This is a genomic window from Acidovorax sp. Root70, from assembly GCF_001428225.1.
In the GTDB taxonomy this organism is placed as follows: domain Bacteria; phylum Pseudomonadota; class Gammaproteobacteria; order Burkholderiales; family Burkholderiaceae_C; genus Acidovorax.
Genome location: NZ_LMHQ01000032.1, coordinates 55,527 through 78,488 on the forward strand (window position 1 = coordinate 55,527; position 22,962 = coordinate 78,488).

Annotated in this window: 23 protein-coding genes; 7 read left to right on the forward strand and 16 right to left on the reverse strand. The window is 63.4% G+C overall.

What is annotated here, in order from left to right; genetic code table 11:
• Positions 1-21: 21 nt before the first annotated feature.
• The 4 genes from ASD94_RS21870 to ASD94_RS21885 form a co-directional block, all read right to left on the reverse strand.
• Positions 22-573, reverse strand: a complete 552-nt coding sequence (locus ASD94_RS21870) for an RNA polymerase sigma factor (RefSeq protein WP_056647829.1) — start codon at positions 571-573, stop codon at positions 22-24.
• A 10-nt stretch (positions 574-583) separates the two neighbouring features.
• Positions 584-787 (reverse strand): DUF2892 domain-containing protein, encoded by a 204-nt coding sequence (locus ASD94_RS21875; RefSeq protein ID WP_056648342.1) that lies wholly within the window; start codon positions 785-787, stop codon positions 584-586.
• Positions 788-906: 119 nt separating this feature from the next.
• The gene (gene thiL / locus ASD94_RS21880) at positions 907-1,881 is read right to left on the reverse strand and encodes a thiamine-phosphate kinase (protein WP_056647832.1); all 975 of its coding nucleotides are present in this window, start codon (positions 1,879-1,881) and stop codon (positions 907-909) included.
• A 36-nt stretch (positions 1,882-1,917) separates the two neighbouring features.
• Entirely contained in the window at positions 1,918-2,835 is a 918-nt protein-coding gene (locus ASD94_RS21885) for a LysR family transcriptional regulator (RefSeq protein WP_056647835.1), read from the reverse strand.
• 112 nt (positions 2,836-2,947) lie between these two features.
• Here ASD94_RS21885 and ASD94_RS23805 point away from each other — a divergent pair, with 112 nt between their 5' ends.
• Both ASD94_RS23805 and ASD94_RS23810 read left to right on the forward strand, forming a co-directional pair.
• The gene (locus tag ASD94_RS23805; RefSeq protein ID WP_158274169.1) at positions 2,948-3,169 is read left to right on the forward strand and encodes a hypothetical protein; all 222 of its coding nucleotides are present in this window, start codon (positions 2,948-2,950) and stop codon (positions 3,167-3,169) included.
• Entirely contained in the window at positions 3,151-3,549 is a 399-nt protein-coding gene (locus tag ASD94_RS23810) for a tautomerase family protein (protein ID WP_056647838.1), read from the forward strand. The genes ASD94_RS23805 and ASD94_RS23810 overlap by 19 nt, the downstream gene beginning before the upstream one ends.
• A 40-nt stretch (positions 3,550-3,589) precedes the next feature.
• Here ASD94_RS23810 and ASD94_RS21895 read toward each other — a convergent pair whose 3' ends face one another.
• From ASD94_RS21895 to apaG, 4 genes are all read right to left on the reverse strand, one after another.
• Positions 3,590-4,714, reverse strand: a complete 1,125-nt coding sequence (locus ASD94_RS21895) for a YbdK family carboxylate-amine ligase (RefSeq protein ID WP_056647842.1) — start codon at positions 4,712-4,714, stop codon at positions 3,590-3,592.
• On the reverse strand, positions 4,704-5,963 hold the full coding sequence (locus ASD94_RS21900) for a cation:proton antiporter (protein ID WP_056647845.1): 1,260 nt from the start codon (positions 5,961-5,963) through the stop codon (positions 4,704-4,706). Before ASD94_RS21900 ends, ASD94_RS21895 begins: the two co-directional genes overlap by 11 nt.
• 159 nt (positions 5,964-6,122) lie before the next feature.
• Positions 6,123-8,141 carry a site-specific recombinase gene (locus tag ASD94_RS21905; protein ID WP_056647850.1) on the reverse strand — a complete coding sequence of 673 codons (2,019 nt, stop codon included), beginning with the start codon at positions 8,139-8,141 and terminating at the stop codon, positions 6,123-6,125.
• A gap of 82 nt (positions 8,142-8,223) precedes the next feature.
• Positions 8,224-8,631: a Co2+/Mg2+ efflux protein ApaG gene (apaG, locus tag ASD94_RS21910; protein ID WP_056648345.1), complete on the reverse strand. Its 408-nt coding sequence runs from the start codon at positions 8,629-8,631 to the stop codon at positions 8,224-8,226.
• 89 nt (positions 8,632-8,720) lie between these two features.
• Between apaG and rpe the strand changes: the two genes are divergently transcribed.
• Positions 8,721-9,404 (forward strand): ribulose-phosphate 3-epimerase, encoded by a 684-nt coding sequence (rpe, locus tag ASD94_RS21915; RefSeq protein ID WP_056647855.1) that lies wholly within the window; start codon positions 8,721-8,723, stop codon positions 9,402-9,404.
• Between the two features lie 71 nt (positions 9,405-9,475).
• On the opposite strand, the gene ASD94_RS23410 is transcribed toward rpe, so the two are convergent.
• Genes ASD94_RS23410 through ASD94_RS21940 form a run of 6 tightly spaced genes read right to left on the reverse strand, consistent with a single transcriptional unit; the run spans position 9,476 to position 15,583 of the window.
• Entirely contained in the window at positions 9,476-12,496 is a 3,021-nt protein-coding gene (locus ASD94_RS23410; protein ID WP_158274168.1) for a pilus assembly protein, read from the reverse strand.
• 20 nt (positions 12,497-12,516) lie between these two features.
• Positions 12,517-13,038, reverse strand: coding sequence for a PilX N-terminal domain-containing pilus assembly protein (locus ASD94_RS23415; protein ID WP_082576976.1), 522 nt, complete (start codon positions 13,036-13,038; stop codon positions 12,517-12,519).
• Positions 13,039-13,044: 6 nt separating this feature from the next.
• The gene (locus ASD94_RS21925) at positions 13,045-14,139 is read right to left on the reverse strand and encodes a PilW family protein (protein WP_233247217.1); all 1,095 of its coding nucleotides are present in this window, start codon (positions 14,137-14,139) and stop codon (positions 13,045-13,047) included.
• Positions 14,136-14,678, reverse strand: a complete 543-nt coding sequence (gene pilV / locus ASD94_RS21930; RefSeq protein ID WP_056647861.1) for a type IV pilus modification protein PilV — start codon at positions 14,676-14,678, stop codon at positions 14,136-14,138. The genes ASD94_RS21925 and pilV overlap by 4 nt, the downstream gene beginning before the upstream one ends.
• The gene (locus ASD94_RS21935; protein ID WP_056647863.1) at positions 14,675-15,166 is read right to left on the reverse strand and encodes a GspH/FimT family pseudopilin; all 492 of its coding nucleotides are present in this window, start codon (positions 15,164-15,166) and stop codon (positions 14,675-14,677) included. Before ASD94_RS21935 ends, pilV begins: the two co-directional genes overlap by 4 nt.
• 9 nt (positions 15,167-15,175) lie before the next feature.
• Positions 15,176-15,583, reverse strand: coding sequence for a type IV pilin protein (locus ASD94_RS21940; protein WP_056647866.1), 408 nt, complete (start codon positions 15,581-15,583; stop codon positions 15,176-15,178).
• 238 nt (positions 15,584-15,821) lie between these two features.
• Between ASD94_RS21940 and ASD94_RS21945 the strand changes: the two genes are divergently transcribed.
• From ASD94_RS21945 to ASD94_RS21955, 3 genes are all read left to right on the forward strand, one after another.
• Positions 15,822-16,697 (forward strand): DUF6502 family protein, encoded by an 876-nt coding sequence (locus tag ASD94_RS21945; protein ID WP_056647868.1) that lies wholly within the window; start codon positions 15,822-15,824, stop codon positions 16,695-16,697.
• Between the two features lie 186 nt (positions 16,698-16,883).
• A complete protein-coding gene (locus tag ASD94_RS23900) occupies positions 16,884-17,168 on the forward strand; it encodes a hypothetical protein (protein ID WP_056647870.1) in 285 nt (94 codons plus the stop codon).
• On the forward strand, positions 17,165-18,232 hold the full coding sequence (locus tag ASD94_RS21955; RefSeq protein ID WP_156391498.1) for a DUF5666 domain-containing protein: 1,068 nt from the start codon (positions 17,165-17,167) through the stop codon (positions 18,230-18,232). Before ASD94_RS23900 ends, ASD94_RS21955 begins: the two co-directional genes overlap by 4 nt.
• A 260-nt stretch (positions 18,233-18,492) precedes the next feature.
• Here ASD94_RS21955 and ASD94_RS21960 read toward each other — a convergent pair whose 3' ends face one another.
• Together ASD94_RS21960 and ASD94_RS21965 are read right to left on the reverse strand one after the other, a co-directional pair.
• The gene (locus tag ASD94_RS21960; RefSeq protein ID WP_056647876.1) at positions 18,493-20,691 is read right to left on the reverse strand and encodes a HAMP domain-containing sensor histidine kinase; all 2,199 of its coding nucleotides are present in this window, start codon (positions 20,689-20,691) and stop codon (positions 18,493-18,495) included.
• A complete protein-coding gene (locus ASD94_RS21965; RefSeq protein WP_056647878.1) occupies positions 20,688-21,386 on the reverse strand; it encodes a response regulator transcription factor in 699 nt (232 codons plus the stop codon). The genes ASD94_RS21960 and ASD94_RS21965 overlap by 4 nt, the downstream gene beginning before the upstream one ends.
• 228 nt (positions 21,387-21,614) lie before the next feature.
• Here ASD94_RS21965 and ASD94_RS21970 point away from each other — a divergent pair, with 228 nt between their 5' ends.
• Positions 21,615-22,961, forward strand: coding sequence for an SPFH domain-containing protein (locus ASD94_RS21970; RefSeq protein ID WP_056647879.1), 1,347 nt, complete (start codon positions 21,615-21,617; stop codon positions 22,959-22,961).
• Position 22,962 lies beyond the last annotated feature (1 nt).

A 22,962-nucleotide genomic window follows, 5' to 3' on the forward strand; every position in this document is an offset into this window, starting at 1 on the left:
GGCCCTGCGTCTCTCCGTGGCCTAGCTTGTCGGGTGCTGGTCCGTGGGCACCAGGTATTCGCGCACCAGGGCCCGCGCGCGGTGCAGGCGGCTTTTGGCGGCCTCACGTGTCACGCCCAGCCGCTGCGCCATTTCTTCGATAGTCAGCTCCTCGAAGTCGCGCAGCAGCAGGGCTTCGCGGTAAAGGGGCGGCAGCGAGTCGATGGCCAGGGCCAGGTCGTGGCGCAGTTCGTGGTCGGGACGGTGCGACCAGGCGAGGCTGTCCTCTACCTGCGCCAGCGGCTCGCCCTTGAGCCAGGCCAGCATGGGCCGCATGCACAGCCGCTGCACGATGCGCACCACCCAGCCGCCAAACGCCGCCACCTCGCGCAGTGCGCCCACGCGGCGGTAGACGATGATCAGCGCTTCCTGAACCACGTCATCGGTGGCTGTGGTGGCTGCGCAGTGGCGCAGCGCATAGCGGCGGATGTCAGGACGGGTGAGGCGCAGCAGCTGCTCCATCGCCACGGCATCGCCGCTGCGCGCGGCGGGCAGCAGCTGGGCCACGGTGAGGGACGGGGACGTTGCTGTCATGGGGCGCCGCTCACTCGACGGGTTTGCGACCCACCATGGCGCAGGCGGGACAGTAGCCGAAAGCGCCGCTCAGAATGCTGCCGACGCCCGAGGCGGCCAGGACCAAGCCTAGGGGCGAGGCGGACAGCCACCAGAGCCCCGCGGCGATGAGGGCGACCCCACCGACAGCGCGCAGCAGGCTTTCGGGGCGGGTGATGTTCTTGCGGTACAGCATGGTGAAAAGCTCCTTGGTGTGGTGACGAAGGTGCCAGCACAGGGCGCCTTCACCACCAAGAGCCGCTGTTTGCGCAAAAGGATTCATGGGTTGAAAAAATTTTTGCCGTCCACCACCCATCACCCGAAATGGTCGAACGAGGCATAGCGGTTCTCCACCACCTGCCCCAGTGCATCCACCAACTGCAGGCCGGGCTCGGCCAGCACCGTGCCAATGCGGGTGACGGGCGTGCCGCTGGCTTGCGACGCGGCAGCCACGGCATCGCGCTGCGCGGGTGGGGCGGTGAAGGCCAGTTCGTAGTCGTCACCGCCTGCCAACGTGCATTGGTGGAGCAGTTTAGCGTCGAATACGCCGGATGCGCTGGTCGAATATGCCTTTTCTGCTATCAAATCAGTAGTTAATGAGGTGTCGATTCGGGCCCCCACGCCAGAGGCTTTCAGGATGTGCGACAGGTCGCCCAGCAGGCCATCGCTCACATCCATGGCACTGCTGGCCACACCGCGCAGCGCCAGGCCCAGGGCCACGCGCGGGGTGGGGCGCTCCAGCCGCTGGCGAGCGCGGGTCAGCACCTCGGCGGGCAGGGCAATGTGGCCCAGCAGCGCCTCCAGCGCCAGCCTGGCATCGCCCAGCGTGCCGCTCACATAGAGGTCGTCGCCCGGCCGCGCACCGCTGCGCAGCAGGGCCTGGCCGGTGGGAACCTCGCCAAACACGGTGATGCAAATGTTGAGCGGGCCTTGCGTGGTATCGCCGCCCACCAGCTCGCAGCCATGCGCATCGGCCAGCGCCAGCAGCCCGCGCGAGAAGCCTGCAAGCCAAGTTTCATCCACCCGGGGCAGCGACAGGGCCAGGGTGAAAGCGAGCGGCTTGGCGCCGCAGGCCGCCAGGTCCGAAAGGTTGACGGCCAGCGCCTTGTGGCCCAGGGCTTCGGGGTCCACGTCGGCAAAGAAGTGGCGACCCTCCACCAGCATGTCGCTGGAGATGGCCAGTTGCGTGCCGGGTGCGGGCGCCAGCAGTGCGCAGTCGTCGCCCACACCCAGGGCCGCCTTGCGCACGGGGCGGGTGAAATAACGCGCAATTAGGTCGAATTCACCCATGGCAGTGGTTGGTAATCCAGAAAAGGTCAAAAGGCGTCATGGGTGTCCAGCACCGCTGGCTTGCTTAGAGAACCACGTCGCCCAGTGGTCGATACAGGCCTGGATCTTGGGCAGCCGGTGTCTGCGAGTGAGGGTGATGGCGTGGATGGGCGTGGGCTGCAGGTCCACGCAGTGGGCCAGCACGGGCGCGAGCAGGCCCTGGCGTACCAGGGGATCGGCCACCACGGTGGCCAGGCGCGCGATGCCCAGGCCCTGCAACGCCAGGCGCGCGGTGATGGCTGTGCTGCCCGAGCGCCAGTGACCCTCGGCCACCAGTACCTCGTGCACGCCATCGATCAGAAAGGGCCAGTGGTTCAGAAAGGCCACCGCGCTGTTGGTGATGAGTCGGTGCTGGCGCAGGTCGCCCGGCCGCTGCGGCACACCGTGGGCTTGCAGGTAGCCGGGTGTGGCATACAGCGCGCGGGCCAGCGTGCCCAGCGGGCGCGCCACCACGGTGTCGGTCAGCGGCGGGCCGGTGCGGATGGCGATGTCGATGCCGTCGCGCGCCATATCGGCCATGCGGTCGTCCACCACCAGCTCCACACGCAGCTGCGGGTGCTGTTGCTGCAGGCTCTCAAAGCTGGGGATGAGCAGGTATTCGGCCACCACCGAGCTGGAGGCCACGCGCACCCAGCCGCTGGGCTGGCTGCTTTGCTGGGCGAACTCGCCTTCGAGCTCGTCGAGTGCGCCGGTGATGCGGCGGCAGTAGTCCAGAAAGGTCTGCCCCTCGGCCGTGAGCGTGAGCCCGTGCGTGCTCCGATGGACCAGCCGCGCGTCGCAGGATTGCTCTATGCGCGCCAGCGCGCGCGAGACCTGGCTTACCGGCGCATCGCGCTCGCGCGCCACGGCCGACAGCGAGCCCAGATCGGCCACGCGGGCAAACAGGTGCATGTCTTCAAAGCGGATGTCGCGCATCGGGCAATGGTAACGGGGGGGCTTTGCAGCAGGCGCAAAGCCGTCTTGCACAACCCGCCGTTTCCGCCGCGCCCTGTGCTGCCTACAGTGGCTCCACCCCGAAAGGAATGCCATGAACCCCCACCTGCACCCCGACGACTACCAGCGCCTGCGCGATGCCGCCAAGCGCCACGCGCTGCAGTTGCGCCAGGAGGCGATCCGCGATGCCCATGCCTGGGTAGCGCGGGGGCTTGTGCGCCTTTACCGACGGGTTCTTCATGCGATGCAGACCCAGTCCGCACCCTCCCACCCATCCACACTGGAAGCCACGACACCATGCCCACCCTTGTCCTGAAACTGACCCCGCTGCACAACCCCGAGCGCTACCAGGCGCTGGCCAGCGCGCTGACCGACCTCACGGTTCAGCTATTGGGCAAGCGCCGCGAGGTCACGGCCGTGGTCATTGACGACTTGCCCGCCGCGCGCTGGCATATCGGCGGTGCGCCTGTGGCGCAGCCCACGGCCTTGCTGGAGATCAGCATCACCCAAGGCACGAACACCGAAGAGGAGAAGGCCGCCTTCATCACCGCTGCGTTTGCCGAGCTGCAGCGCCGGCTGGCGGGTGATGGCGCATTGGCGGCGGCCAGCTACGTGGTGGTGCGGGAGCTGCCCGCCAGCGACTGGGGCTATGGCGGGCGTACGCAGCAAGCGCGCAGATTGGCGCTGGCTGCATGAGATAGCCAGCGCGTGATGTGGCCGGCTTCGAGAGTGCGGATCAGGCCGCCGCGCCGCGAAAGCGCTGTGCCGCCTGGCGGCTCACCTCGGCCAGCAGCTGCTCTTCGCTCTGGCGCTGGCGCAGCCAGCGGGCATCGTTCTGCCCCGCCTCGACCTCGGTGCGCAGCATGTGCATGGCGCTCGATGCGCCCTGCACGGCCGCGTGGCCGGCGATCTTGTCCATGGTGCGCAGGATGTGTTCGCGCAGCGGCATGTGGTCACCCGTGGCGGGGTCCACATACACCGCGTCCATGCCAAAGCGGCAGGCCTGAAAGCGGTTGTAGGTGTAGACCAGGTAATCGTCCTCTTCGGGCATGAAGGGCTGGTCGGCCAGGAACCATGCGCCCAGCGATTGCACGTAACCCGCGAGGGCCGCAGCGCGCTCGATGGTCAGTGGCGTGTCGAACACGCGGATCTCGATGGTGCCGAACTCGGGCTTGGGGCGAATGTCCCAGTAGAAGTCCTTCATGCTCTTGACCACGCCCGTGCGGGTCATCTTGTTGAAGTAGGTGGTGAAGTCGTCCCAGGTCAGCGCCATGGGGGCGCGGCCCGACAAGGGGAACGCAAACACCGAGTTGAGTCGGGCCGAATCAAACGCCGTGTCCTGCCCCTGCACATAGGGGCTCGACGCCGACAGCGCAATGAAGTGCGGGATGTAGCGCGACATGCGGTGCAGCATCAGCAGCGCGGCATCGGCATCCGGGCAGCCAATGTGCACGTGCTGGCCGAAGATGGTGAACTGCTTGGACAGATAGCCATACAGCTCGGACAGCTCGCGAAAGCGTGGCTTGTCGTAGATGCGGCGCTCGTGCCATTGCTGGAAAGGGTGCGTACCGCCGCCCACCACCGCAATGTTGAGCTTGTCTGCGCTTTTGACCAGCGCATCGCGGATCGGCGTGAGCTGGCCCAGCACCTCGCTGGCCGAGTGGCAGATGCCGGTGGAGATTTCGATCATGCTGTTCGTCATCTCGGGCACCACGCTGCCGGGCAGCGGGGTTTTCTGCATGAGGCGCAGCATGTCCTCCGCGTAGGGCGCGAGGTCGTAGTCGTTGGTGTTGACGAGCTGCAGCTCCAGCTCGACGCCCAGCGTCAGCGGCTCGGAATGGTTGAAGGCTTCAAGACTCACGGTGGTTTTCTCCGTTGTTGCTGCGCGTCAGGGGCGCCCAGGGTTTGGAGCTTTCGCCCGCACGGTAAATGGCCACGGTGGCAATGACGGCGCCGAACACCTCCATCAACAAGATGGCGGGCAGCGCCACGCCGGCAATCACATGGCCGGTCGAAGGCGATGCAAGCACGAACTGCGAGGCAATCAGCAGGGCGATGGACGACATGGGTGTCATCGCGCAGCCCACCCAGAAGGCCTGCTTCCAGCTGGCGCCGCTGCCCACATTGCCCAGTGCCACGCCTAGTGCCTTGGCCAGCAGGCGCACGGCGATCAGGGCCAGCACCACGCCGGCCACAGGGGCGCTCCAGTCGGCCTGCGCAGCCACGGTGGACACCAGTACGAACATCAACATGGTGAGCAAGGATGACGCGTTGCCCAGCTGGCGCGGCCAGGCCCAGGGGCGGGGGTTGAGCTGCTTGAGCAGCATGCCGCCCAACAGCGCAGCCAGAGGCGCCGACCCGCCCATGTGCGCGGCCACCGCTGTGCCAGCGGCCACCAGGGCCAGGAACAGCATGGAGGTGTTTTCGCTGGTGGGGCTCATGAAGCGCAGCGCCATGCGCAGCACCAGGGCCAGTACAGCGGCCACCACAATCGATACGCCCAGCACCACCACCACGGGCGAGATGGTTTCGAGCAGCGTGAGGCTCTGGCGGTTGATGAGTTCTGCCTTGGCGCTGCCCAGCGTCAGCGCGTACAACGTGGACAGCGTGGTGAGCACAATGGCGCGTTCGGTCACCGGGCCTGCTGCGCGGGTATCGGCCACCACGCGGGTCAGCACCGCAGGCGAGGCCGCCAGTGCCACCAGAGCGAGCGGGCCCGCTGCCTGCACGGGCAAGTGCAGCCACACCAGGACCCAGTACACGGCAAAGTAGGTCAGCACCGATTCGGCAATGCTTTGCACCAGCACCATAGGGTTGTGGCGGAACCAGCGCAGCGGAATGCGCCCGCCACATTCAAACAGCACAATGGCCACGCCCAGCTCCAGCAGGAACAGGCCAATGCCCTGCAGAGGCCAGACCGCGCCACTGAAGCCTGCCAGGCCGGCCGCCGTGCCCACCAGCGAATAGCCCACTACCTTGGGAAGACCTGTGTGGCGCTGGGTTAGATAGCCCGCCATGGCCGCCACTGCCAGCAGCAGTGACCATTGCACCGTGGGCAGCCCGGCCGAGGGGCGCAGCCACTGCGCCCAAAAGCTCAGGATTTCATTCATGTCATCAAACCTCTGCGTCAGACGGGCGGTGCCCGTCGGTAGGGAGACTCCAGCACACGGGCCGTCCGCAGGCGGGACGGGGCGGGTCGGAGCATAGGTGCACCGAATTTACAGGCGGAAACACTCCACCGGTGTAGGACAGAGGCGGCGGTTGCCGCTTCACCCCTGCGCCGGCGTGCGCACCGGCTGGTGCCGTTCGGGCACAAAAAAACTCAGGGGCGCAGTGCGCAGGCGGGCGCGGATGGCCGCATAAATGCGTGCGCGGTCCACGCCGCTCACGTTCTGCGCGCGCAGTGCCAGGCTGAAGGCCAGGTAAAAGCTGACCGACACGTTCAACGCTCCCAGGAAGGGCAGTGACGCCATGGCCCACCAGAACGCGGGCAGCTGCAGCACCTGCAGACCCAGCGTAGCGCTGGCGGCGGCCATCTGGCCGGTGGAGAGAGTGACATGCCGTACGTCCAGCCCCAGCCCGAAAAACGCAGCAAACGCAGGCACCAGGCCGAGCATGAAGCCCAACGAAATGTTGGCCGCGAAGCCCGACAGGTTCTCGCGCAGGAAGCGCGCCCAGCGCGCGGCACGCTCGGCGCCCAGCAGCCTGGTGATGCGTGGGTTGTAGTGCAGGGCCGAGTCCATGCGGTGCAGCACAAACCAGTTCTCCGTCCAGCCCGCGATGATGCTGGAGGCAAACAGCAGCACCCCGGTGAAGGCGGCAAAAAACAGCGAAGGTCCCAGCAGGTGCAGGGACTCGAACACATGCTCTGCCTGTTTCTCGCTGATCGCCGGGTGGCCCGTGGCCAGCGCAATCAGCGCGGCCAATGCAAGTACCGCCGGGAACACCACCAACACGTTGCCCAGCACAGCGGCCACCTGCGAGCGCACCAGGTGCGTGATCTCGTTCACGAACGACTCGATGGCATCACCGGTGCCCAGCTCCTTGAGCTTGGCCGCCATGGCGGGCGCGGTCATGGCCGGTTGTTTGGTGGCCACTGTGAAGTGCAGCAACTGGATCAGCACAAAGCTCACGGCATAGTTGATGCCCGCCATGAAGCCGCCCCAGAAGGCCGAGAGCGCGAGCGCATACAGGCCAAACTTGATCAGGGTCGTGAAGGCCATCAGCGCCCCGCCCCCCGCTGCCTTGCGCAGCATGGAGCGGTATTCGGCGCTGGTGCGGGTGATGTAGTGCTCGCCCGTCTCGGCGCTGCGCTCGGCCACCTTGGCCGCCAGCAGCGAGGAGTTGGAAGCCAGCAGCGCGCGCAGGCTGCGCCGCTCCTGCCCCACCATCACCAGCTGTGCCATGAGCTGCGCCGCAGTGACGGCGGGCTGCGCGGACAGCAGGCAGTCGAGCAGCACCCGCACGCGCAAGATGCGCTCGCGCAACTGGCGCAAGCGGAACACCAGCCCTACCGAGATGCCGTTGTCTTCGAAATGGGTATACACCGTGGCCGCCGCCGCGCGGCAAGACTCCAGCCGCTCGCGCAGGCGTTGGGCGGTCTCGTTGAGCCGGTCGGGGGTGCGCAGCGCGTGCAGCACCTCGACCCGCAGGCTTTCCACGTCGCGGATGAGGGCGTGGAAGGGTTGTGCCTCCCGTGCAGATTCGCTCATGCGCAGCCGCAGTTCGGGTGCGAAACCGGTCGAGAGGATTTGCCCTGCGCAATAAGTGATGGCGTCCAGCAAAGCCTTGTGCCAGCGCGTGGCGCCCCCAGGGCTTTCGTTCGTGTCGTTCTCGGCCAGCAGTGTTACCAGCTGGTTCAGGGTGCTCTCGTCCAGCGCTGCCAGCCATTGGGCGTCAAAGGCGCTGGGCAGGGCCAGCATGAAGAGTTCTGACGCGTCAATGGTCTCGGGGCTGCCGGGTAAAAGCTTGGTGCGCAGGCGCTCTGCGACCTCGCTGACCAGTGCCGTGCGGGGTGCAAAGCCAAAGTCTGCGAGCAAGGTGGTGATGTCCACCTGGTCCACCAGCGTGGCCCACCAGTCCTTTAGCCGCTGCCGGATGTCGGGCCGCGCCGCGACGGCCTCCATGAAGAGCTGCACCCGCCCCACGGAGGCAGGGACGGAATCTCGCTTGCCGCGCACCCAATCCAGCAGGTGGATCAGCCACAGATGGCGATGGGCCAGGTCGGCGGCAGGGTCCAGTGCGGCCAGCAGGCTGGCCAGATCTTTGGGCTCGGCGGTCTTTTTCATCGCCGGGGGCCCCCAAGATGAACAGCGGCCCCTTCGGGGGGCAGCAACCGCACGGAGCGGGGAGAGGGGGGGCGATGGATCTTCAATGCAGGACCCGGCCGCTCAAGGGTTCGCCCGACGGGCCGTGGCTGATCGCCTCCAGCACAAACAGGGGCACTGGCGTGTTGAAAGGTTCGCCGTCTTCGGCCACGCAGTGGAAGGTGCCGTGCATGGTGCCGCTGGAGGTGCGCAGCCGGCAGCCGCTGGTGTACTGGAACGACTCGCCGGGCTTGAGCAGCGGCTGCTGCCCCACCACGCCCAGCCCCTTGACTTCTTCGGTGTGGCCGCGCGCGTCGCTGATGATCCAGTGTCGGGAGATCAGCTGCGCAGGTGTATCACCTGCGTTGGTGATGGTGATGGTGTAGGCGAAGCTGAACACCCCCGTGTCCGGGGCTGACTGCTCGGGCAGGTATTCGGGCAGCACTTCCACGTCAAACTGGTGCTTTGGCATGGGCCGCATGGTAACCGTGCCGACCGGTGTGTGGACAACTCCTCGGCGTCAAAAACCCCAGTGGCCCTGCGCTTTGCGACAATCGAGGGATGAGCCGCACATTCCAAATCGCCCCCTCCATCCTTTCTGCCGACTTTGCCCGCCTGGGCGAAGAAGTGCGCAACGTCATTGCCGCTGGCGCCGACTGGATCCACTTCGATGTGATGGACAACCATTACGTCCCCAACCTGACCTTTGGCCCCATGGTCTGCCAGGCCTTGAAACCCCACGCAAAAACGCCTGCGGGCGTGGCCGTGCCGATTGACGTGCACCTGATGATCCAGCCCGTGGACGCCCTGGCCGTCGCTTTTGCCGATGCGGGTGCGGACTACATCAGCTTTCACCCCGATGCCTCGGGCCATGTGCACCGCAGCATCCAGGCCATCCGGTCGAAGGGCGTCAAGCCCGGGCTCGTGTTCAATCCCGCTGAGCCGCTGGATGTGTTGGACTGGGTCATCGACGACATCGACCTCATCCTCATCATGAGCGTGAACCCCGGCTTTGGCGGCCAGAGCTTCATCGACTCCGCCTTGCGCAAGATCGAAGCCGTGCGCAAGCGCATCGACGCGTCCGGCAAGGACATTCGTCTGGAAGTCGATGGCGGCATCAAGACCGACAACATCCGCCGCGTGGCCGATGCGGGGGCCGATACGTTTGTGGCGGGCAGTGCCATTTTTGGCAAGCCGGATTACCGCGCTGTCATCCAAGCGATGCGTGGGCAGTTGGACGGCTGAAAGGCTTTTCCGACTTCTATGAAAAAGGGCCGACGCATGCGTCGGCCCTTTTTTCGTTGGTGCTCGCTGGATCAGCGTGCCTTCTCCTGGTACCAGTACGTGCGCTTGCGGGGCATATTAAGGTTAAGTTTTGGATTGTCGAACTCGATAGCGGCAGGCTTATTCTTTGCCGTCCCAGAGATGAATGGTGTCTGGACCTTCACCTCTGTGCTGGTTCCATCTCCATTGGGCTTGCTATAGGTCACGGTCGTAAACCCAGCAATAGGGCTGGGCGGCAATCCTCCACCAATGAACTTATTAACGGTGGGGGTCTGGCATAACAGCGGGACAGAGTAGGACTTTGCTTCGCCAAGATTTGCACTGCAGATGCCGCTTTTGGGTGGCGCGGGCATGTTGGTTCCGAAATAGGTGGTGCCAAGGAAGGTGAGTGGGGCATTGACGATTTTTTCGCCCGCTGTGCTCATGTTGATAAAGCAGCCATTGACTTTGCTGTCAGTAGTTCCCACCAGCCCCAGGTTTGACGGCACCACCGGGGTGAAGCCGCTCAAGGTTCCCTTGGTTGGGTTTTTGTCAAGCACAGTGAAGAACGCATCAGATGAGGTTTTATCCAGGGGCTTCTCGCGGTCGCCCGAGCCTGCCTGCACTGCTGCAAAGGCTTTGTACATTACGACATCGGGTGCATAGAAGAACTTGCGGGTGCCCGAGCCCTTGAGAGCTGCCAGCTTGTAGATGCCCCATTCGCTGATTGCTGTGGATGTACTGGTTTCGAAGTCAATCCGGTAGATGTTCCCACCCAGATCCACGGCATAGGCCCGATCTATATAACCGTCTGAGTCTGAATCTACCAGGGTGACATCGGCTGGTACGCTGCGGTCCGTATTGAACTGCGCAATCTTGTCACCCGTAAGTGCGTTCAACACCAAAATCGCATTCCCCATGCTGGTAGTGCCCACCGGCGTCACATCTTCTGCACTGGCATCATAGCCAGCGCCCATTACGATAACGGGGTCGGTCGATCCTTTGATTTTGGCAATGCGGGGCTCCGACCATGTTTGGCCAAGACTGCCAAATCCTGTATCGGTGTTGGCTTTTTTCCAGAGGAATTTAGGCTGTGCCGGGTCCGTGACATCCAGCGCGTACAGAAAACGTCCTCCACGTCGCATGGCAAAGTACAAATAGACTTTGGAGCTGGTTTGATATACAGAAATGGGGCCATCCACAAAGTAATCACGAGTAGTGGGCGGATTGGTTGCCGAGGAAAGTACCGTTGTGGTAGAGAGGCGTACTTCCGGGCTGTTGTTTCTCAACCGCTGGAGTTTTCCGAAATGCTCCTGCGGGATGAATCCCCACAATTCCTGACCAGCCCCGGTGCCGGATTGATTGCCATTGACTGCGCGAAGCGTGCCGTCATTGGATCCATAAAACACCACAATATTCGGAGATGCGTCGGTACCGTAGTTCACCACGGCAGGGCGGGAGTGCAGCACATCGCCATGAGCGCTGGGGCGAATGGTGGTGGTGCCTCCAGGGCCTTTTTCATCGCCGGCATTGTCGGTACCACGCACCCAGTTGATGATCAAATCACGCTGCGTACTATCGGTCGAAATGCCCGCCATGCTGCTGCTGTTGGCTGTGGTGAACTGGGTGGATGTATTTGTGGCCAAATTGGTATTGGTGCTGCAGCCGATGCAGGTATACAACTTGCGTGCAGACTGGCTAGTGGCATAAGTGGTACGAATTTGCTGCGCAATGCCGCCTTTCTCCACAATGTCCCCATCAGGCGAGTCGGACGTTTTGTCTGCCACATTGGGTGGCGTACCGAGTGGCTGATTAACCCAGAAGCTGCTGGGGGCGGTCCAATATGACACGGCCGAGGGTTTGATAAAGCCAGTGGCACTGCTGATCGCGCCGTCTCCGTTTGCGTCGGCCAAGGCAATACTGTCCGTTGTGGGGTCGTAGGTGAATTTGTACTGTTTGAGATTGCCTCTCCAACGCGGCTTGGCATCACCATCTGGGCGGAACATGCCCATAAAGATCTGATTCAAGTAGCTGCCACGTGCATTCGCGCTAACAGGCAAGCTGGCGGAAGAAAATACGCTGTTTGCCGCCTGCAACTGGCTGAACACCTCGCCCAGAGCGATGGAGAGCGCCGTTGAGTTTGAGGCCGTGTAGAAGTCTCCACCACCGACCTTGGCAATGCCTCTGAAGATTTCTGGATAGGTGGCCTTGTCACTGGGAGCACCCGTGACCGCGATGGTGTGGGTGGTTGCATAAGCTCCGTCGGCCACTGCGGTGCGATCCACGCCATTGACGAATCGCGCATATTCATCGGTCCAGTTGGCCGCATCTTTGGGGTCTACCGTGCCTGCCGCGTAGGTGATGGGTGCAACGCTGCCCCCCGCTGTGGCCAGCATCGCCTTCATGACGTCATTGGACATCTGATCGCCCTGCGGCGGTCCGTTCGCGATAATTATGAGGTAATTTCTGCCGCAATCAGAACCAGCGGGCAGCACATATTTTCCACCGCTGAATGCATTGGGGTCGTAGGGAAGTGTGCCAGCCCGTTGACCCGAGAATGGGGTTTTTTGCGAAAAATAGAGATATGCCTCGTGCATAGCCAAGGCATACGATGTGGGCGAGGGAGACTGATTCTGATCCAACGTCTTGAGGAAGTTTTTTAATTCAGTTTTCCCTGCGGAGGTTAGAGGGGTGAGCGCCTTAATGACTCGGGCACCCGTATCCACATTGGTTTCATTAAAAATCATGAAGCCAATATTGAACGGTGCAGAACCATCGGCATTCGGTTGTAACCCCTCAATGGCGTTATATATGGCGCATTGCTCCATCCCCCCTTTAGTTTGACCTTTGCTGGGAGCGCCAGTGCCGTCGCTGTAGACGCACGTGTGCTTTAGACTGGCGTTCCAGTTGGCAGAACTATCCAAAACAAAAAGTACGTTGGACGTTGACCCGGAGCCGGTGCCCGAGTAAATGTCAATATCGCTGCTGTATTGCGCCAGGGCAGGAAGTGCAACTAGTGCTGCCGTGGCGGTGATGGCCCAGCGATACAGGTTCTGTGTGATCGAATAGGACATATTGATATTTCTCCGATATTTCATTTGCACGATTCAGGCAAGAGCAATGCGGGAACACGGACACTGACACCTTGATTAACGGCTAGCTGGGCATTGCTGCGCGAGTCAGCGACTGCGGCCCGGATATTCCACTCAGTGGTAAGGCAACCCGGAATGAGGGTGGTACTTGACCGGCAGGCTGCAAGGGGGTCGGGTTCGCCTGGTACTGGGTCCGGTATGTCCGTGAGAGGGCGAACGCGTGTGCATTCAGGTGGTGGAGTCAATGTGGCTGTGTAGTCCGTAGTGCCATTTCCATCCACATCGACTTGCAGGGGTGATGCCGCCACCTTGGCTGGATTGGTGGCAAAGTCTGCGGAACTGATCGTTGCCTCCACCGCCACCTGGGCCGTTGCCAGGCTCTCCTGGCGAGCCTGGGTATTTCCCACTATGCGCAGGTTGCTGCTGGAGCTGTTGAAGGCGCTGAGGGCGAACAGGCTCATCAGGACCAGAAAGATCAGGGCCACCACCAGTGTCGCGCCGCGTTGGGAGGAAGGGGTTTTCATGGAGTGTCAGGGTGTGGAAGGAACTTCCCGGGGGCCGGCCACGTTGATCAGGCGGGCGGTGGTGGTGTACACCCGGCGTTTGAAGCCGGTGGTGTCACCACTAACCGAGGTAGGGCCCAAGGTGTAGGTTTTGCCCGAGTCGTTGTAGCCGGAGCTGGGCTCCACGGTGCGGGACAGCAGATGCAAGCGCACGGCCACCACGTTGCTCCAGTCGTTATCTCTTGCGCCTGCCGTACCGCTCAGGCCGGTGCGGAACACATCGGGCCGCCCTTTGTCGGCCGCGGATGCGGTCGCGGACGCCGGGTCGGTGGTGTCAAACCCGTATTCGAGCACCATGCTCTCAATGCCCTCTGCCAAGGGGACGGTGATCATGGCCGTGCCGCGCAGCTCAGCCATCTTGAGGGTGGGGGTGGCGTCCCCGCCGCTACCGCACTCGTTGCAGCTGGCGATGTAGTAAACGCGCGACAGGTAGGGCCGCACGGTATTGAAGCTCGTGCTTCCGCAACTGAAAGTTTTGAGATTCAGGTTACTGGCGACCCCGGACAGGATGAAGGGGTCGGCTACTGGGTCGCTGTTGCAGCGCGAGGTTTGCGCATAGGGTACATCGGTGGTACTCACAGTGGCTGGCGCCACGGCTTCCGTACCGAGCCGGTGTACAGCAAAGGCCACCGTACCGGGTTTGTAGTTGGGGATGCAGGTGGTTGGCAGCGCTGCGGCTTCCGTGGTCGACAGACCACGCACCGGTTGCGGCAAGCGGGGAGTCGAGGGTGTGGTTTTATCCCATCCCAGGTCTGCCAGCGCAGTGGCGCAGACGTCAGGGCTGGAATAGTTGGAAAGATCCCCGGGCACCTCGCCATAAAAGCCGGCCAGGGTAAGTTCGTCATGTAGCAGCTCGATCGCGTACCGACCGTTTTCGATCTGGCGAATGCTTTTTTCGAGTTCGTTGCCAGAACGACTTGTATTGGCAAACAGCACGGCTAATCCGGCGACTAGCACCATGCCAATGGTCAGGCCGACCATCAGCTCCATCAGCGAAAAACCTCGTTGCAACTGGGCACCGCGGTGCCAGCTGCGGGCACGTAAGATGGGGGATGAGCTCATGGTGCGGGAGTGTTGGCCAGGGTGCCGATTTGGATGACGACCGACGCAACGCGGCGCATGTCTTCGCTGCTGTAGGCGTTTTGGCCGCAGGTATTGGCGGGCGCGCCGGTGGCCTGCAGCCCTTGCCAGGCTAGCGCGATGAGGTACTGGTTGGCAGCGGGGGATGTGATGCAGCCTCGCGCATTGATCATGGCCCCCACCTTGGTGGTGCCTTGCGTCTCACCGGCGCCCTGGATGGCTTTGGACCACTCGCAAACATCTTTTTGGGCGATGGTCAGGGAGGGCTGGGTGCAATCACCAGGATCGGTCAGGCCGATGTTGTTGGCTACGTAGTCGGCGGCACTGGCACGGTTGAGGTTGATTCGCTCGGCCATGTCGCTGACCAGGATGAGCGCCTGGGAGCGTTGATAGCCCTCGAGATTGGCCAGAGTGGTCTTGGCTTGCAGGCCCGCGAAGCCCAGCACCCCGAAGGCCACGATTAGCATGGCGATCAGGGCCTCGATCAGCAGGACGCCTTGTTGGTGAGATCTGGCTTTCATGGGGACGGACAATTGGTGGTGGAGCTCTTGGGGCGACCGGAGGGGTCCAGGGAGATGCAGCGGCTGCGACTGGCGTTGCTATTGGCCAGTGCAAATCTCGCTACCGAGGTGGTGTTGGACACACGACCACTGGCGTCGAAGGTGACGGTTGCGGGGCCGGTGAACGTTACGCCACCACCGACGGCACTTTTGCGGCTCACGACTTCGGTGCCTACCATCACGCTCCAGCCCGACTCCCAATGGTCTTGGTTGCCCGACGTTGGGCTGAGGGTGACGGGAGACGCAAGCACACCGCGCTTGACGGCCTCGTTACGGGCTAGCGTCAGATCTGCCATCAGGTCAAAGGCTGCTGCCCGCATCCGCTGCGTTTCCAACAGAGCGCGGAACGATGGGGCCGCCAATGACACCACCACCGCCAGCAAAGCCACAGTGACCATGAGCTCTATCAGCGTGAAGCCGCGGGCCGGCGTGCGTATTGCGATGCGCATGATGCTTCCCTACCAGCAGCCCGTTTGGGCGCTTCCGCTTTTGACTGCGGTCTTTGTGCCGGTGCTATCAATCGCTAGCGTTCCGCACTTGTCCTTTGCCTGGTCACCCTGAGGGGTGGCTGTCGCCGTGAATGATGGAGGGGTGCTGGCTGGTGCAGACACGCTAATGGCGTAGTAAGTGGTGACCTGGGGAGGAACGGTGACGTTCAATGCCGCGGTGGTCGCGGCATAGGTGCGTGTATCCAGCAGCCTCTGTTGCTGGCGGGTGCCAATGTCCATGAGCGCGGACTGCGCCTCCGCACGGCGCGATTTGCGTACCTGATCCTGATAGGAGGGGTAGGCCACCGCCGCCAGAATGCCAATCACGGCCACCGTGATCATCAGTTCAATCAAGGAGAAACCCTTGCTGCGCTCCATGCTGTTTCTCCTTTGCGGGGCTCGGTGTTGTTTGTGTATGTGAAATTATCACATTTCAATTATTGCAAGTTGTTTCGTGGAGGCGCTGGAGATGAGCGGTATTGCATTGCCGATGAGCGGCAGCTTTTGAGGTTGCTCCTTGCCGTTGGATTGGCAACACGCTTTGCGCGCCAAACGTGGCCGACACGCGTCAATGTGCTGAAACTCGCGGAAAATCGCCGGTTACCCATCCATACCCATGCAAGATCGACTCTCCTGGACCCAAGCTGCTTTGGCACGCATCCTGCGGCCAGCGGTGCGTCTGGCGTTGGCCATGGGGCTGAAACATCCGCAGCTTGAAGAAGTGCTGCGTGATCTCCTGGTGGATGAAGCGCGAAATCTCTGGAACAAAAAAGACGGCTCCAAGCCCAATCTGAGTCAGCTTGCGACTACCACCGGGCTCAATCGCAAGGACGTGACAGCCCGAGTGCGCGACACCCGAACTGTTCTGCCTGCCACCGAAAGTTCAGCGGCAGCCAAGGCGTATACCGCTTGGCTTCAGGTCGTTGCTGAAGATACGTCGCAGCGCACGCTGCCGTTGGCGGATTCAGGGGACGGTCATTCCTTTGAGTTGCTGTCCCGGTTTGCGACCCGAGGAAATGTGCACCATCGCACCGTATTGGAGGAGCTGCAACGGCTCAACTTGGTTACGCTCTCGGACGGAGAGGTCCACTTGCTCGGAGACAGCTTTACTCCCACCGCGAGCGTGCGGGACATGCTGGCCTTTCTGGGAGATAACGTGCGTGATCATCTTCAAGCGGCCGTGTCCAACACCCTGGGCCAACAGCCTCGCATGCTGGAGCGCGCAGTTTTTGCCTCAGGCTTGTCCCTGGAAGACTGTGAGCGCATTCAGCAGCTTTCGCGTCAGCAATGGGAGAAGGTTCACCATCTTCTTGTGCGTGAGATGACGGATGCCGTGGAGCAGAGCGACGGTCAAGGTGCCGGACGCATGCGTGTCGGCATCTACGCTTACTACGAAAAGGAGCGTGATACGTCGGAAGGCGTTGACGTTCCTGCAGAACCTGCGCAACGAAATGTCGACGAGTTGGATGCATCTCGTCCTGTGAAAGATTAGCGATGAAAAGCCCCATTCACGTATTGATCCGATCCGTCTTGCTGACGGTGTGGGTCACATTGGCCGCTTGCGGTGGCTCTGCAGATTCATCTGTGTCGGGTGGAGGTAGCGATACCGCTGGACCTGGAACGGGTACATCCCCTGGCACTGGGGTAGGTACTGGCATTGGTACTGGTACTGGCTCGGATGCTGGCACAGGCACAGGCACAGGCACAGGCACAGGCACAGGCACAGGCACAGGCACAGGCACAGGCACAGGCACAGGCACAGGCACAGGCACAGGCACAGGCACAGGCACAGGCACAGGCACAGGCACAGGCACAGGTACAGGTACAGGTACAGGTACAGGTACAGGTACAGGTACAGGTACAGGTACAGGTACAGGTACAGGTACAGGCGATGGTTCTGGAGATGGCGTGGCAGCAGGTCCCGGCGATGGCGGCGGAGTGGGCTCTGGTGGCACGGGGGTGACTGCTTCCGCGGTGGGTGTCGGCGTCGCAGACGGCTTTGGCAGTGTGATCGTGAACGGGGTACGTTTCGCTACGGATTCGGCCCAGATCACCACAGAAGATTCAGATGCATTGCGTCTCGGGATGACCGTTTTGGTCGGCGGCTCCATTCAGCCAGACCTTCTGACGGGTACTGCAACGACAGTGCTCTCGGTCCCCGAATTCCGGGGTGCTGCCACAGCGGTAGATGCTGCTGCAGGCGCGCTGGAGGTGTCAGGAACCCGCGTTTTGGTAGATGAGGCCACCATTTACGACGGCGTCACGTCTTTGTCGTCCATCAAAGTGGGCACCACTGTGCAGGTGTATGCGTTGCCCATTGGCGATGGCAGTTGGCGCGCCAGCCGGATCGAGAGCAAGAGTTCCAGCTTGCCTCTCATCTTGTCCGGGGCGGTGGGGCAACTCGATACAGCTTCCAAGACCTTCAGCCTGGGAGGATTGTTGGTCAACTATGGCGCCGCGTCGTTCAGCGGAACGTTGGTTGGCAGCTCATTGGCTAACGGGATGGTGGTGTACGTGCGAGCAACGGCCTTGCCTGTCAATGGGGTTCTCAACGCACAACAGATTCGGCGAGGACACACCCTGCCAACCACGGGGAGTTTCGCCGCGAATTTGCTGGGTATCGTTTCTAGCTTCGGGGGGCTGAATTCGGATTTCCTGTTGTACGGTCAGCGCGTGAATATCGCTTCTGCCCTGGTCACAGGAGGGCCTGCATCGAGCATCGGGAACGGCGTCCGGCTCGAAGTTGCGGGCACCATGGTGGGTGGCGTGTTGGTGGCCAAGCGGGCGCGCATCCGATACGCGCCCGGGGTTGGTGGCCCTGCAAGTTTCCAGCTCATCGGCACGGTGGGGCAGTACCGATCCGTAGCGGACTTTCGCGTCAATGGGCAGCCGGTGGATGCATCGAACAGTTCGGTTGTGTTCACCAACGGTACCGCGAAAGATTTGCGCAATGGTGCACGCGTATCGGTGAGTGGCAGCCAAGTGGTTTCGGGCGTGCTCCAGGCGACAACGGTCCAGTTCGAGTAGAGCGCTGCAGCACAATCGCCGTCCATCGCAGCGCCCCAGGGGCTAATGACGAGTGCTGTGCAAATCCTGGGCTGCGATAGCGCTGCTGCGGGTTCTCGGGACCCTCCGCACGAATTACCGCGCCGTGTGCACCTGCGATCTCGGGTGGTATGCGACGTTTCAAATACTCGCAATAGCTATGGCTATTGCTGCGCCTTGCAGCCCGTCTCTATCCGCAGCGCATCCTTTGCGCTCGATTCGTGCAGAAGACCCCTGGGGTCTCAGCCTAGCCGCTGAAAAGTCAGCGTAAATGCCACGCCCCCCTCGGTGTTGCGGGCGTTGATGGTGCCGCCCATCTTGGCCATGTAGGTCTTGGCCACGAACAGGCCCTGGCCCCGGTGTTCGCCCTCGCCCAACGGGGTGGGGCTGCCGGGGTCGGACACACCCAGTTCAAAAATCCGCTCCAGCAGGTCTTCGGCAATCGTCGATCCCTGGTTGTGCAGCGTGGCGCTAGCGGTGGATTCTGACGCAGTGAGCGTCAGCGTGATAGGGCTGCCCGTGGGGCGGTAGCGGTCGGCGTTGCGCAGGATGTGGGTCACCACGTCTTCCAGCGCAAACTCGTCGGCGCGAACGATGACCGGGCCTGAGTCGCTTGAACCCGGGGCATACACCACGTCCAGGATGCCCGCAAAGTGCGCGTTATCGGCCACGTTGCGCAAGAAGGCGTCCAGGTCCAGTCGCCCCTCGGGCACATCGGCGGCCTGCAGTGCTTCGGCGGGCGATGCCGTTCCATAGAGCACATGGATGGCCTGCTGCATGCGCTGCACATAGCGGTGGCCGGGGTCTTGCGGGCCGTTCAGCGCCATCAGCGACTGCAGGGGCGACATGATCTCGTGCCCCACGGCGTGCCACATGTCGCGCTCTTGCTGGGCACGCAGTTGTTCGCGTTGCAGGTCGTCCTTCACGCGCTGCAGCAGGTCGGCCAGGCCGCCCGCCAGAATGCCCAGCTCGTCCGATCCGCGCAGGTCGGACACGTCCAGGTCGCCCAGCCTGGGGCCGGTGTGGCCGGGCTGCACGTTGTATGACACCGCAGCGGCGCGGCGGGTGAGGGCCGTCACGCGGCGGATCAGGCCCACTTCCACCACCAGCCAGGCCAGTGCAATCGCCCCCAGCATGGCGCCCAGGTACCACGACAGGCGCGTGGCCACGGCCGCCAGGCCCTGCTCCACACCGCGCAGATGGCCGGTGAAGTTGACCACGTAGTTGCCGGTAGGCGTGTCCAGAATATCCAGCCCCGTGGGCGCTACGGGTGTTACCGCCGCCGGGCCCACGCCTGCGGCATCCAGCGGCAGCCAGCGGATCAGGCGCAGCAGCCAGGGCGCTGAGGGCTCGGCCTGCACTTCGACGCCCTTGAGGGTGATGGCGCTGGCCTCGTCGCTGCCCATTTTGCGGATCTGCACACGCTCGCCCGGCAGCAGGCTGCGCGAGAGGTCGTTCAGCGAGGCGGCCAACTGCGCGCCAGGCGCGTTGCTGTCAAACAGCGGCCTGGAGTCTTCGCCCGGCGCCAGCATCTCCACGCGCACACGCATTTGCCCCAGGTCTTCGGGCGGCCAGACCAGGCGTTCGTCCTTGCGGAACAGCGCTTCGCGAAACAGCTCGACGGGCAGACGGATCGAGTAGTGGGTGCGGCGCACGCAGTCTGTCGCTGCAGCATCGCCAGTGAGGGCGCCAGCAGAGGTGCCAGTGGAGGTTTGGTTGGTGGGCTTTGGCGGCAGGTCGCGGCACTGGCCGTTTTGCCACAGCCAGCCGCGAAAGTCGCGCACCGGCCGTGCATGGGCATCGAGCTGCGGCGCGCCGTTGTCCACAAACCCCGTGAGCCGCCCGCGCACCGCCGCGCTGCCTTGCGGCGGCATGGCCTCGTACGGCGCAATCCAGCGGTAGGTGGCGCCGCGCATGTCCAGGCTGATGCGCGCACGGTGTGATTCTGCAGGCACCAGCGCACCGCGCTCGCGGGGCGTCAGCTCGCCCGCATAAAAGCTGCCCACCAGGTAAATGAAGCCGCCCGCGTACGGGTTGTTGCCAATCGCCGCGCACACCGAGGCCCCGTCGGGATACTGCACCGAGCAGCCCGCCATCTCCACCGCCTGCTGCGATTTTTGCGGGTCGTCAAAGTCGATGGCGGCGTAGGGCAGCAGCAGCGGCGCCAGCGGCGTCACGCCCTGGCCGAGGTGGCTCGCATTGAGCAGCGCCAACTGGCCCGAGGGATGGCGCAGCCGCGCCATGACCTCGGCCTGACTGCGCACAAAGCCGTGCTGGTAGGCCTGCCAGGCGCGCTCCTTTTCGTCCTTGAGCACCACCACGCTCAGCGCCACCGTGGCCAAGGCCAGCAGCACAAACACACTGCGCACCAGAATGCGCAGGCGGAACGCCGGCAGGCCCAGGCGGGGGATGTCGAGTGCGGGGCGCAGCAGGCGTTTCATTTGCCAACCCAGCGGAAGCCGCGCATGGGCACGTTTTCAATGCCTTCAAAACTGGGGTCCACTTCACGCAGCGCCTCGCGGATGGTGCTCACATGCTTGCGCACGTTGTCGCGGTTGCGGCCGCTTTTCACCACCTCAAACAGTTCGTCGTAAGACACGACCTCGCCACTGCGCTGGTGCAGCGTGGCCAGGATGCGCTGGGCCGTGAGCGGCAGGTTGATGCGCTCGCCGCGCCAGGTGGGGGTGCGTTGCCACAGCGGGTCCAGCACCAGGGCGTCGCCCACGGGCGCAGGGGCTGCGCTGGCCGGGGCCTGTGCCTGTGTGGTGCGCAGGATGTCGAGAAAGGTCTCGATGAAGTCTGCCTCTTCAAACGTGGTTTTCTGCAGGTAGTCCCACGCGTCCAGCGCCTTCATGATGCTGCGGTAAATGGCCGCTGGCATGGCCGACACCACCAGCACCGGCGTGCCCTGGCGCAGCTTGTTGATGGCGTTGATCAGGGCTACGCCCGCATGGCGCTCGCGGCCCAGTTCGATGTCGAGCACCACCGCGTCGTAGTGCTCGCGGGCCAGCGCGGCTTCGGCCTCGTCGCGGGTGAACCACTGGTCGATGACGATGCCGCTCTTGGCGCTGCGTATCCACCCGGCCAACTGGTTGCTGGTGGGCAGGTCGTCTTCGATCACGGCAATGCGAGTCATGGGCAGGGCGGGCAGTAAGGGGTGGTCGGATTATCCCGGCGGCCCGCGCCGGGCTGTGTGAGTTTTTCTTCCGGGGCCGGAAGGTTCGTGCGGGCGGTGTGAGCGCATTGGGGGCTGCGCTGCATTGTTGCTTCCGGGGTGAATTCGAACAATCGGTCCTCAATGAGTCAGCCACTTTGACTGCTCAGAAGCGACAACAACATCGAAACCACCTGAGAGAGAAACACCATGAAAGCCACCTGGAACCGCATCGTGCAGACCCTGAAGGGCCGCCGCTCTACCCCCTTGCCCGAAGCGGGCACGGAACCCGTGCTGGACGCTGATCTGCAAGGCCCCACCCCCACGACGGCTCCCGCGTCGGCAGCCCCGTTGAACTGGGCCTACCTGCTGCCCACCGCCCGCACGGTGCGCTGGCTGGCCGCTGGTGCCGTGGTGGCTGCAGCGGGCCTGATGGTGTACCGCAATCCGCCCGTGCAACACCTGGCGCAAGGCGACCTGGGTGTGCGCCTGAACCAGTTCACCGGCGCGGTGAGCTTGTGGCGTGATGGCAGCGTGTGGGTGGTGCCCGGCCTGCACACGGTGCGCGTGTTCTCGCTGCGCGACCAAAGCTACCGCCCCGAAGCCATGCGCCAGGCCACGGGCAGCGCGCCGCTGCAGTCGGTCGAAGGCCTGTCGCTGGGGCTGGATCTGAGCGTGCGCTATGCGCTGGACCCCAACTCGCCCGCTGTGAAGGCTGGCAACCTGCCCGACAACGTGGGCGCCGACATCGTCGAGCCCGCTGTGCAAGGCCTGGTCTACAAGGTGTTTGCCCGCTACACCGTGCGTGAAATCTTCTCGTCCAAGCGTGCCGAGATTGCGCAGATAATCGAAACCGAGCTGCGCGCTCGCTTGGCGGCCGATGGCGTCACGCTGCGCAGCATCCAGATCGGCAAGGTGGATTTGCCCGCCGAGTACCGCCGGGGCATGGACAGCCTGTTGGCCGAAGAGCTGGCCTCCGAAAAAATGCGCTACACGCTGGAGCTGAAAGACAAGCGCGTGAAGGAAACCGAGCTGGACGCCAACGCCGACAAGGTGCGCCGCGAAGTGGCCGCCGAAGCCGCCGCCCGCGAGCAGGTCATTGCCGCCAAGGCGCAGGAAGAGGCCATGAAGCATGTGCTGCCCTTCAAGCAGCGCCAGATCGAGCAGCGCCAGCTAGAGGCCGAAGCCGAGCGCGTGGCCCGCGTCAAAGCCGCCGAAGGTGCCGCCCAGGCCCGCCGCATCGAAGCCAACGGCGAGGCCGACGCCCGCCAGAAGCTGGCCGAGGCCGAGGCCTACCGCATGGACCGCGTGGGCAAAGTCAACGCCGAGCAAATGGCCCGCGAAGGCGCGCTGGTGACCAAGCACCCGCTGCTCATCCAGAAGACGCTGGCCGACAAGCTCTCGGACAAGATCCAGGTCATCATCGCGTCCCCGCCCACCAACGGCGACTTCATCGGTGCCGCGCTGCTGGGCGGCCACCGCAATGCCCAGGCCGGTGCAGCCCAGGCTGCGGCCGTGGCCGACGACGCCACCACCACACAAGCCGTGGAGCAGTGAA

What these genes read in the sequence shown, in the direction of transcription:
- ASD94_RS21870 (WP_056647829.1), bottom strand. Translation starts at nt 573, where the DNA reads ATGACAGCAACGTCCCCGTCCCTCACCGTGGCCCAGCTGCTGCCCGCC.
- ASD94_RS21960 (WP_056647876.1), bottom strand. Translation starts at nt 20,691, where the DNA reads ATGAAACGCCTGCTGCGCCCCGCACTCGACATCCCCCGCCTGGGCCTG.
- ASD94_RS21945 (WP_056647868.1), top strand. Translation starts at nt 15,822, where the DNA reads ATGCAAGATCGACTCTCCTGGACCCAAGCTGCTTTGGCACGCATCCTG.
- ASD94_RS23805 (WP_158274169.1), top strand. Translation starts at nt 2,948, where the DNA reads ATGAACCCCCACCTGCACCCCGACGACTACCAGCGCCTGCGCGATGCC.
- ASD94_RS23810 (WP_056647838.1), top strand. Translation starts at nt 3,151, where the DNA reads ATGCCCACCCTTGTCCTGAAACTGACCCCGCTGCACAACCCCGAGCGC.
- ASD94_RS21925 (WP_233247217.1), bottom strand. Translation starts at nt 14,139, where the DNA reads ATGAGCTCATCCCCCATCTTACGTGCCCGCAGCTGGCACCGCGGTGCC.
- apaG (WP_056648345.1), bottom strand. Translation starts at nt 8,631, where the DNA reads ATGCCAAAGCACCAGTTTGACGTGGAAGTGCTGCCCGAATACCTGCCC.
- ASD94_RS23415 (WP_082576976.1), bottom strand. Translation starts at nt 13,038, where the DNA reads ATGAAAACCCCTTCCTCCCAACGCGGCGCGACACTGGTGGTGGCCCTG.
- ASD94_RS21935 (WP_056647863.1), bottom strand. Translation starts at nt 15,166, where the DNA reads ATGCGCATCGCAATACGCACGCCGGCCCGCGGCTTCACGCTGATAGAG.
- ASD94_RS23410 (WP_158274168.1), bottom strand. Translation starts at nt 12,496, where the DNA reads ATGTCCTATTCGATCACACAGAACCTGTATCGCTGGGCCATCACCGCC.
- ASD94_RS21965 (WP_056647878.1), bottom strand. Translation starts at nt 21,386, where the DNA reads ATGACTCGCATTGCCGTGATCGAAGACGACCTGCCCACCAGCAACCAG.
- thiL (WP_056647832.1), bottom strand. Translation starts at nt 1,881, where the DNA reads ATGGGTGAATTCGACCTAATTGCGCGTTATTTCACCCGCCCCGTGCGC.
- ASD94_RS21940 (WP_056647866.1), bottom strand. Translation starts at nt 15,583, where the DNA reads ATGGAGCGCAGCAAGGGTTTCTCCTTGATTGAACTGATGATCACGGTG.
- rpe (WP_056647855.1), top strand. Translation starts at nt 8,721, where the DNA reads ATGAGCCGCACATTCCAAATCGCCCCCTCCATCCTTTCTGCCGACTTT.
- pilV (WP_056647861.1), bottom strand. Translation starts at nt 14,678, where the DNA reads ATGAAAGCCAGATCTCACCAACAAGGCGTCCTGCTGATCGAGGCCCTG.
- ASD94_RS21875 (WP_056648342.1), bottom strand. Translation starts at nt 787, where the DNA reads ATGCTGTACCGCAAGAACATCACCCGCCCCGAAAGCCTGCTGCGCGCT.
- ASD94_RS21905 (WP_056647850.1), bottom strand. Translation starts at nt 8,141, where the DNA reads ATGAAAAAGACCGCCGAGCCCAAAGATCTGGCCAGCCTGCTGGCCGCA.
- ASD94_RS21885 (WP_056647835.1), bottom strand. Translation starts at nt 2,835, where the DNA reads ATGCGCGACATCCGCTTTGAAGACATGCACCTGTTTGCCCGCGTGGCC.
- ASD94_RS21900 (WP_056647845.1), bottom strand. Translation starts at nt 5,963, where the DNA reads ATGAATGAAATCCTGAGCTTTTGGGCGCAGTGGCTGCGCCCCTCGGCC.
- ASD94_RS23900 (WP_056647870.1), top strand. Translation starts at nt 16,884, where the DNA reads ATGCTGGCACAGGCACAGGCACAGGCACAGGCACAGGCACAGGCACAG.
- ASD94_RS21970 (WP_056647879.1), top strand. Translation starts at nt 21,615, where the DNA reads ATGAAAGCCACCTGGAACCGCATCGTGCAGACCCTGAAGGGCCGCCGC.